The 7,500-nt window shown below is 27.8% G+C and carries 10 protein-coding genes; 6 read left to right on the top strand and 4 right to left on the bottom strand.

Translation table 11 applies throughout. From position 1 onward, the window contains the following. Both Q0649_RS21325 and Q0649_RS21320 read left to right on the top strand, forming a co-directional pair. Nucleotides 1-324 (top strand): hypothetical protein (locus Q0649_RS21325; RefSeq protein ID WP_298846646.1); only part of this gene is annotated, 324 nt, incomplete at its 5' end. A gap of 267 nt (nt 325-591) precedes the next feature. Further along, nucleotides 592-1,716: a replication initiation protein gene (locus Q0649_RS21320; protein WP_298846643.1), complete on the top strand. Its 1,125-nt coding sequence runs from the start codon at nt 592-594 to the stop codon at nt 1,714-1,716. A gap of 66 nt (nt 1,717-1,782) precedes the next feature. Here the strand turns inward: Q0649_RS21320 and Q0649_RS21315 are convergent, their stop codons facing one another. The 3 genes from Q0649_RS21315 to Q0649_RS21305 form a co-directional block, all read right to left on the bottom strand. Continuing rightward, complete coding sequence (locus tag Q0649_RS21315; protein WP_298846641.1) at nt 1,783-2,442, bottom strand: hypothetical protein; 660 nt, start codon at nt 2,440-2,442, stop codon at nt 1,783-1,785. Nucleotides 2,443-2,733: 291 nt separating this feature from the next. Then, a complete protein-coding gene (locus Q0649_RS21310; protein ID WP_298846637.1) occupies nt 2,734-2,886 on the bottom strand; it encodes a hypothetical protein in 153 nt (50 codons plus the stop codon). A 206-nt stretch (nt 2,887-3,092) separates the two neighbouring features. Further along, nucleotides 3,093-4,250, bottom strand: coding sequence for a C39 family peptidase (locus tag Q0649_RS21305; protein ID WP_298846634.1), 1,158 nt, complete (start codon nt 4,248-4,250; stop codon nt 3,093-3,095). Nucleotides 4,251-4,411: 161 nt separating this feature from the next. Here Q0649_RS21305 and Q0649_RS21300 point away from each other — a divergent pair, with 161 nt between their 5' ends. The 4 genes from Q0649_RS21300 to Q0649_RS21285 all read left to right on the top strand — a co-directional run bounded on the left by Q0649_RS21300 (nt 4,412) and on the right by Q0649_RS21285 (nt 6,512). Beyond that, entirely contained in the window at nt 4,412-4,834 is a 423-nt protein-coding gene (locus Q0649_RS21300; RefSeq protein WP_298846631.1) for a hypothetical protein, read from the top strand. Nucleotides 4,835-5,303: 469 nt separating this feature from the next. Beyond that, nucleotides 5,304-5,903: a tyrosine-type recombinase/integrase gene (locus Q0649_RS21295; protein ID WP_298846629.1), complete on the top strand. Its 600-nt coding sequence runs from the start codon at nt 5,304-5,306 to the stop codon at nt 5,901-5,903. Between the two features lie 104 nt (nt 5,904-6,007). Further along, complete coding sequence (locus tag Q0649_RS21290; RefSeq protein WP_298846627.1) at nt 6,008-6,262, top strand: type II toxin-antitoxin system Phd/YefM family antitoxin; 255 nt, start codon at nt 6,008-6,010, stop codon at nt 6,260-6,262. After that, entirely contained in the window at nt 6,255-6,512 is a 258-nt protein-coding gene (locus tag Q0649_RS21285; protein ID WP_298846624.1) for a Txe/YoeB family addiction module toxin, read from the top strand. Before Q0649_RS21290 ends, Q0649_RS21285 begins: the two co-directional genes overlap by 8 nt. Before the next feature lie 274 nt (nt 6,513-6,786). Here the strand turns inward: Q0649_RS21285 and Q0649_RS21280 are convergent, their stop codons facing one another. Next, nucleotides 6,787-7,038 carry a helix-turn-helix domain-containing protein gene (locus Q0649_RS21280; RefSeq protein ID WP_298846622.1) on the bottom strand — a complete coding sequence of 84 codons (252 nt, stop codon included), beginning with the start codon at nt 7,036-7,038 and terminating at the stop codon, nt 6,787-6,789. Nucleotides 7,039-7,500 lie beyond the last annotated feature (462 nt).

The following is a 7,500-nucleotide window of genomic DNA, read 5'->3' as shown; positions in this document are numbered from 1 at the left end:
TATAATAAAATAATAGATTTAGCTAAAAAAGAAGTGCTAAATGAGAACTCTTTGAATGAATTAAAAAGAGTTAATACATTACTGGAACGAAATAATTTAAGTTATAACACAAGATATAAAGAAACTTTAAATAAATACAATAAATTAAAAAAAGATCATAAAAAGTTAAATGATAATGTATTAGGTTTAATAAAAGAATATAAAATAATGACTAGTACATTAGAAAAAAATAATTTAATGTCTGAAGTTCAACAAAAATTAAAAGATGAAAAAGAAACTGAGAGGATCTCAAGAAGAAATAAAAGAGAAGATTTAGAACTATAAAAATACAACAACTACAGTTGTTGTATAGTAAAGAGTATAGTAAAGAGTATAGTAAAGGTATAGTAGGAATCTGCAAGACAAGCCATATCAAAGGTTTGAGGGACATAGAGGTGTAAGGAATGTCGGTAAGAGGTGTAAGGAATGTCGGTAAGAGGTGTAAGGAATGTCGGTAGGGGTGTAAGGAATGTCGGTGTAAAGCGTATATTGACTTTACACTTTACACATGGTAATGTATACCTATATTAGGCATTGGAGGTAATACAAGTAATGGAAAATAAAAAAGGTGGAGAATTAATTGGAAGAAGACCAGAAGCAATAATTGAAGCACGATTTAAGCTAACAAAAAAACAAAATGATATCGTAGATATGGTTTTTGCTTCTATCGAAGACGATGGAAAACTTGAATATCAAATTGATGTAGCTAAATATGGTAAATTATATAACATAAAAGATAAAAGCAATATTTATAGAGATTTAAAAAAAGCAGTTGCAACATTTGAAGGCAAAGGATTTTCATTATCTACAAAAAACAAAGATAATAAAGAACATAGAATTTATTTTTCATGGTTTTCAAGTATTGATTACATTGATGGTGAGAGCAAAATATCACTCGAATTAGGACAAAAATTAAAAACACTTATGTTAAGTGCGAAAAAAGCGTGTTTTTATAAATTAAAATATACATTGAATTTTAATAATATTTACAGTAAACGGCTTTATTATTACTTGAAAAGCTATGAAAATAGCAGTAAAAATGGGACTGGTTGGCGAGTTGACAATTTAGATGAACTTAGAACTAAACTTGAGTGTCCTAAAAGTTATCAAAGGTATGCAGATTTCAAACGATGTGTATTAAAACCTGCATATGAAGAAATAAATGGAAGTAGTGATATTTCGTTTGAGTATGAGGAATCTAAAATTAAAGGTAAGGTTACAAAATTGAAATTTTATATAAAGGCTAATCAAGCAAATATAAAGCCTATAGATGAGACCTGTGCAACTATAGAATGTAAAGTTGAAGAAGAAAAATACGCTATAAGACCTATAAATGAAATTAAAGCTATATTCAAAGAGAATATAACAAGTTTAGACGCTAAAGCTATACTAGATGCTGCTAAAGGAGATATAAATATAATAAAAGAAAAATATATTTTAGCTCAAGATGTAGATAAAATTGGTAGTGTTATCGGTTGGATGCTTGGAGCTATCTTAAATGATTATCAAGAACCTAAAGCCAAAACTAAAACTGGCACCTTTAATAATTATGAGCAAAGAAAATATGATGGTAAAGATGGTGGAATGACATTTAAAAATTTAGAAAATGGATTATTGGGTTGGAAAGACAATGAAAAAGATGAGGTTGGAGAAGAATTTCAGCAAGCAAAATATTAAAATATGTTCTACTTATTTTAATATTTTGCTTGCTGAAGATTTAACTTATAAAATCTATTATTTGAATTATTTATATTTGTCTGCATACTCAATCAATGCCATTGAAATCAAATCTTGCATTTTGTACTGCCCATTTTCTAAACAGAAATCTTTAAATGTATTAAATGCACTTAGGTACAATTTTACACCTCTAGTAATTGCCTGTTCATTTTTAAATTTTTGCGAATTTATTTTTATAATTGGTATCTCAACATCTATAATATTTTTTTGATTTCTGTACCATTCAAGCATCTCATTAATTTCTATTTTTATGTTACTAAATTCTTGAACTTCTTCTTTTATATTTTTTATAATAACAGAAGTTTCATTTTTGTTTTTTTTATCAATTGATGTATTTCCTGAATTTTTTATATTATTAACTTTTGTTACACTTTTATTAATAACAAGAGTTTCACTTTCGTTAAAACCTTTATTTGCAACTGGCTCAGTACCTTTTATGGAATCGGGCACATCATATAAAAAAGTCGACTTATTATAATTTATCTCAATCAACTTTATAGTTTCTGAAAAATCTTTTCTGTTAATTCCAAACTTTCTAATAAATTTATCGGTAGGTATTTTTTCGTCTTTTAATCTGATTTTATTCTCAAGTGTATTTTCATTTATTGCTACTGCTATGTATATTAATTCTTTTAAAGATAAATTTAAATTTCTTGCTTTGCTCATATTGGTCACCTCACATAATAACTTTAGTTTAACTTTTGTTATTATGCATTCTATACTACAACAAAAGAATCCTCTAAAAAAGAATAAAAACTTGAAATTTAAATTAATAATATAATTATCTAGGAGATAATAGGGGTTAATAAAGGGGAACTGGTCCCGCTATAGATAGAAATTCTCTATGCTCTTATCTTTTATATCTTCATTAATTCCAATATATCTTAAAGTAACACTAGGTGAGGAATGATTAAATATTTGTTGAAGTAATGCAACATCTTTATTTTGGTTATAATGTCAATAGCCAAAGGTCTTTCTTAAGGTGTGAGTGCCTACTTCTTGAAGTCTAACATGCTTAGCTGCATTATTAAGTATTCGATATGCCTGGACTCTACTAATGGGCTTATTTCCGCCTTTTCTACTCTGGAATAAGTATTCTTCATCCGACATTAATTTAATATATTTATCTATCTCTATTTTTAAGGAATAGGTAATAGATATGCTACAAGTATTCTACACAAAAAAACTACATCATAGGACTGTTCTCTATGATGTAGTTTTTTTGTGTGTAATTAGATGTACTTGAAAAGGGAAAAAATCAGGAATAACTTTCTTATACTCAATATAGGTTTTATTTAGAAGAAAAAGGTTACATACTAATGGAAATAAGTATACCAGGGGGTTCCAAATGAAGAACTATTATAATTACAATATATAGCACCATCAGAAACTGATGTATCGTTAACAATTTCATAGCTGCCATTATAAGTAGAGTAACCTATTCCTGCCACACTGTGATCGCCAAAACCAGAAGGATAAGCTGTAGTGGGGGTAGTATTACCAAATAAACTAACTTCTAGTGATTTATTACTATTAATTTCTGAACAATACTCAGCAAATGTATTTCCAGCCTTTCCAGAACCGGAGGTATCATTGTAACAGTGTGACGATACACCATAAGCAACCATGGTAGCAATTACACCACTAGGTAAATTAGTAGTATATGTACTTCCAGCAGAGTTTGTATACATATTAGTTGCTAATTTGGCAATTAAAGTAGTTGAACTAACAGTTGAAACATAAGAAGAAGAATAATTATATTTAATTACCATGGCAGCGGAAGTAGGTGCACATCCTTTATACCATTGATATCTTGGTACACTTAATATTTTACTCGTACTTGCAGTTGCAAGATTGTTTATTATTGCTTTTGTATTTGAAACATCCGCATTATTGATATTATTGGTTGACATTAATTTATTTCTTGTTTCTTTTGACTTAATTGGATTTAATGAAGTATAACGTTTGTTTTTAGAAGAAGATATAAGATCTTGAGCTGCTAAATCTCCTAATTCATAGTTTTTATTTATGTCATAATATTTTGTGGTTGAAGCCTGGATTTGCTTTGAATAATAACTTAAAACACCATCATAAATGCAAGTTTGTGAATTCTCATCCACTTTATCATATGGAGAAAAATGTCCTATGGCAAACTCTATAATTGGTTCATCCTCTTCATTTACACTAACAATTACGTATGCTTTTTCATCATTTATTTTATTCTTTAAATCTACACTATATGCAATTAACTTGTTATTAAAATCATAAAGTGGCCTATTATTTATTATTGAAACAGCATTCCAATCTTCACTAGTATTTCCAAGTAAATATTTTGGCGTATTTTTAGCTATTGTGCTAATCGTGGATATATTGTCAATAGCGGAGGCTTGTACACCTGTTGCATAATTGCCGATACTAGAAATAAAAATTGTTAATAAAAGTGTACTTAGTAGGTTTTTAATCTTTTTATTCATAAATAAATCACTCCCCATCATTATTTCGGTTTAAATTTAGTTACATATTGTAAAAAAAAACTAAATTGCCATAAATATCATTATATGTTATGTTTTTACATATTACAATAAGAAAAATATCTATGTTAACTGTAATTATTATAGAAGGGGGAATATATATAATGTTAAAAAAGGTACTGATAATATTAATTGGAATTGTAATATTAAGTTTTTTATTCGTTAGATTTACGGGAAAAAAAATAAATGATGTGACAAACATAAATATTGATAATATTACGAAAATAATATTTTATGATGGTAGGGGTGGGCGAAATAAACCATTAATGCTTGAAGATAAGCAAAAAATCAAGGAATTTATGGGTTATCTAAATGGCTATGTTATAAAAAAAGTGGGAAACTCTAAATCAACAGGTTGGATACATTCAGCAGTATTTTATGATAATGATAAAAAAGTAATGGAAATAACTTTTGTTTCTCCTGTAATTATTAATGGGGAATATTATAGAGTTATAAGAGGTGGATTGAACACTAATAAAATCGATACGTTTCTAAAGTCAATTAGTCCTAACTGGAATATGTCATAATTCTCATAAAGGCGCATCAACAAGGTGATACGCCTTTATTGGTACATTTGCCCTTTTCAGTAACGCAAACTTTACTTATGGACTTTAAATTAGTTTTTATGATAAATCTTATACTTTACTCTGATTGGGTGGAAGAGATATAAGAATGGTTTTCTCTTAATCATATAAAAATTATTTATTTCAAATTTCAAAGAATATTTATTTTTTACTTTTAATATTATTATATGTATCAACAAGTTATATGATATGGAAAGAAAGATAGATAGATTATATAAGAGAGGGTTAATACCTTCTTTTTTTATTGAATCAATATTAACTAAATAGATATTTGGTTAATGTAATGTCCAACTTATACTATTATACTTTTATGAAAGTGGATTAAGACTTGCATTATCGGTACTTAACATGGTATTTTAAAGTTGGACATAATAGTTAAAAGGTCTATCTTTTGAAATGAGGTGCTTAAATTATGATGAAAGAAAATGAAGAGAAAGTAAAATATCTTACCCAGTTGGAAATGAAAAATGTTTTTAAATTTATAGAAAAAGATAATAGCATACACGCATTAAGGAACCTAGCTATTTTTAGAATAGCATACAGATGTGCTTTAAGAGCTTCTGAGGTTGGGTTAATACATTTAGAGGATTATAATAAGACAAGAGGAGAAATGTATTGTCACAGGCTTAAGGGGAGCAATAATAACACCATAAGATTGGATCAAGAGACAATAAAAATTTTAAATAAATATATTAGGCAAAATGAGATTTGTGATAATCAGCAAGTTTTGTTTTTAAGCCAGGAGAAAAAACCGATTTCTCGTAAGACTTTAGATGTTTTGATGAAGAAATATTGTCATTTAGCTAAAATAAGCGATATAGAAAAATATCATTTCCATACCTTAAAACATACGGCTGCGGTGCATTTGGCAGAATCCGAAATTGATATAAAAGAATTGCAATACTATTTGGGCCATAAATCTGTGACAAATACATTAATATATTTTCAATTTACAACGAAGCAGCAAGAAACTATGTATGCTAAACTTCAAAAAAATAATCAGATGGTCTAAATAACTGTTTTATAATATATTCAGAATATCAATATCATTCCCAATTATTATTATTTGCATATATTGTACAAAGTAGTGTACAATATATGCATGGAGGTGATTTTATGATCGCTATAGGTTACTCGAACGCAAGACAGAATTTTAAAAATTATTGTGACAAAGCTACAAAAGATTTTGAAACCATTATTATTACTCGCGAACGTGGTGATAACGTAGTTATGTTATCTGAATCAGCATATAATAACCTTATGGAAAATTTGTACGTTAGAAGTGATCCAACTTACTATAATGAACTATTGAAATCTATTAACCAATTAAAAATGGGAAAGGGAATTAGAAAGGAACTTCTTGATGAATAAGATTTTTTCAGAGGTATCATGGGAGCATTATATATATTGGCAGTCAGAGGATAAAAAAATATTAAGAAAAATTAATGAACTTATAAAAGATATTGAAAGAAACGGAAATGAAGGTTTAGGAAAGCCAGAAGCATTAAAGCATGAGCTGGTCGGTTATTGGAGCCGAAGAATAACAGATGTTCATAGACTTATATATAGTATTGATGATGAAAATATCTATGTTGCAAGTTGCAAAGGACATTATCATTAACTTTAAAAGATAAAAAGAGGGTTAACACCTTCTTTTTTTTATGCAATGAATTTTGATCGTTATGATACATTCAATGTTACAAGTCAACGTCATGTTACATTCAAAATAAATTTTTAAAGGAATGAGCAATATGGCCAATGTGAAAGTAACACATTTACAGTTGTGTTACTTTCACTTTGCTTTTTAAAGAAGTCTAACAAATACGCTATGCTATTTTCTTTCACTTTTAATATTCTATTATAAATTTATTTTGTAAGCCTCGTAAGATTTACACCTACTTCTCTAGCCGCTTCCAGTTTAACCTTATTTTATTCTCATTTTTAAAGGTATCTACCTCTAATAAATCACATGGGGAGGTTTTAAGTGCATCAGCTAGACCTTCCACAGTTTTTAATGTAGGACTTTTATTACCTGTTTCTAACTCACTAATATGGCCTTGGGATATATTTGCTAAAAATGCTAATCTCTTTTGTGTCATATGCTTAAGATTTCTCATCTGTTGTAATTTAAGTGTAATTTTATACATATTTCCACACTTCCTTTTTATTATCTAAAATACAGCAAAACACAACAAAACACAACAATTTTTTCGATTAAATTGTTGTAAAATATAACCTATAGCGATTACTAGACGTGATATTATTAGATGTTTGAGTGATGATGTAAAAAAACAACTTACTTATAATGATAATGATTAAATTAAAATTAATATAAGTAAACCTTGATATTATGCATCTAGTGGAAGCAATAAACCTGGTGGTTAACAGAATTGAACTTTTGCCGCCGATTAGTTGATAAAAAAGATAATAAATAAGTGTGTGAAATAGATAAAGCAAAGTAATTTTCAAATGTAATAAAGAATAATCAAATAAATTGTAACTTTCTTTACTTTATAGTGCTCTAATTAGTGTTATAAAGTAAAGAAAGGAGGCATGGAAATGGACCCAATTATAATAATAAAAAGTACTCAAGATCAAGAAAATGAAAA

The sequence above is a fragment of the uncultured Clostridium sp. genome (assembly GCF_937920395.1).
Classification (GTDB): domain Bacteria; phylum Bacillota; class Clostridia; order Clostridiales; family Clostridiaceae; genus Clostridium_AD.
Note: the sequence above shows the minus strand (reverse complement) of the source record. Positions and strands in the feature narration are given on the sequence as shown.

What these genes read in the sequence shown, in the direction of transcription:
- Q0649_RS21320 (WP_298846643.1), top strand. Translation starts at nt 592, where the DNA reads ATGGAAAATAAAAAAGGTGGAGAATTAATTGGAAGAAGACCAGAAGCA.
- Q0649_RS21315 (WP_298846641.1), bottom strand. Translation starts at nt 2,442, where the DNA reads ATGAGCAAAGCAAGAAATTTAAATTTATCTTTAAAAGAATTAATATAC.
- Q0649_RS21310 (WP_298846637.1), bottom strand. Translation starts at nt 2,886, where the DNA reads ATGTCGGATGAAGAATACTTATTCCAGAGTAGAAAAGGCGGAAATAAG.
- Q0649_RS21305 (WP_298846634.1), bottom strand. Translation starts at nt 4,250, where the DNA reads ATGAATAAAAAGATTAAAAACCTACTAAGTACACTTTTATTAACAATT.
- Q0649_RS21300 (WP_298846631.1), top strand. Translation starts at nt 4,412, where the DNA reads ATGTTAAAAAAGGTACTGATAATATTAATTGGAATTGTAATATTAAGT.
- Q0649_RS21295 (WP_298846629.1), top strand. Translation starts at nt 5,304, where the DNA reads ATGATGAAAGAAAATGAAGAGAAAGTAAAATATCTTACCCAGTTGGAA.
- Q0649_RS21290 (WP_298846627.1), top strand. Translation starts at nt 6,008, where the DNA reads ATGATCGCTATAGGTTACTCGAACGCAAGACAGAATTTTAAAAATTAT.
- Q0649_RS21285 (WP_298846624.1), top strand. Translation starts at nt 6,255, where the DNA reads ATGAATAAGATTTTTTCAGAGGTATCATGGGAGCATTATATATATTGG.
- Q0649_RS21280 (WP_298846622.1), bottom strand. Translation starts at nt 7,038, where the DNA reads ATGTATAAAATTACACTTAAATTACAACAGATGAGAAATCTTAAGCAT.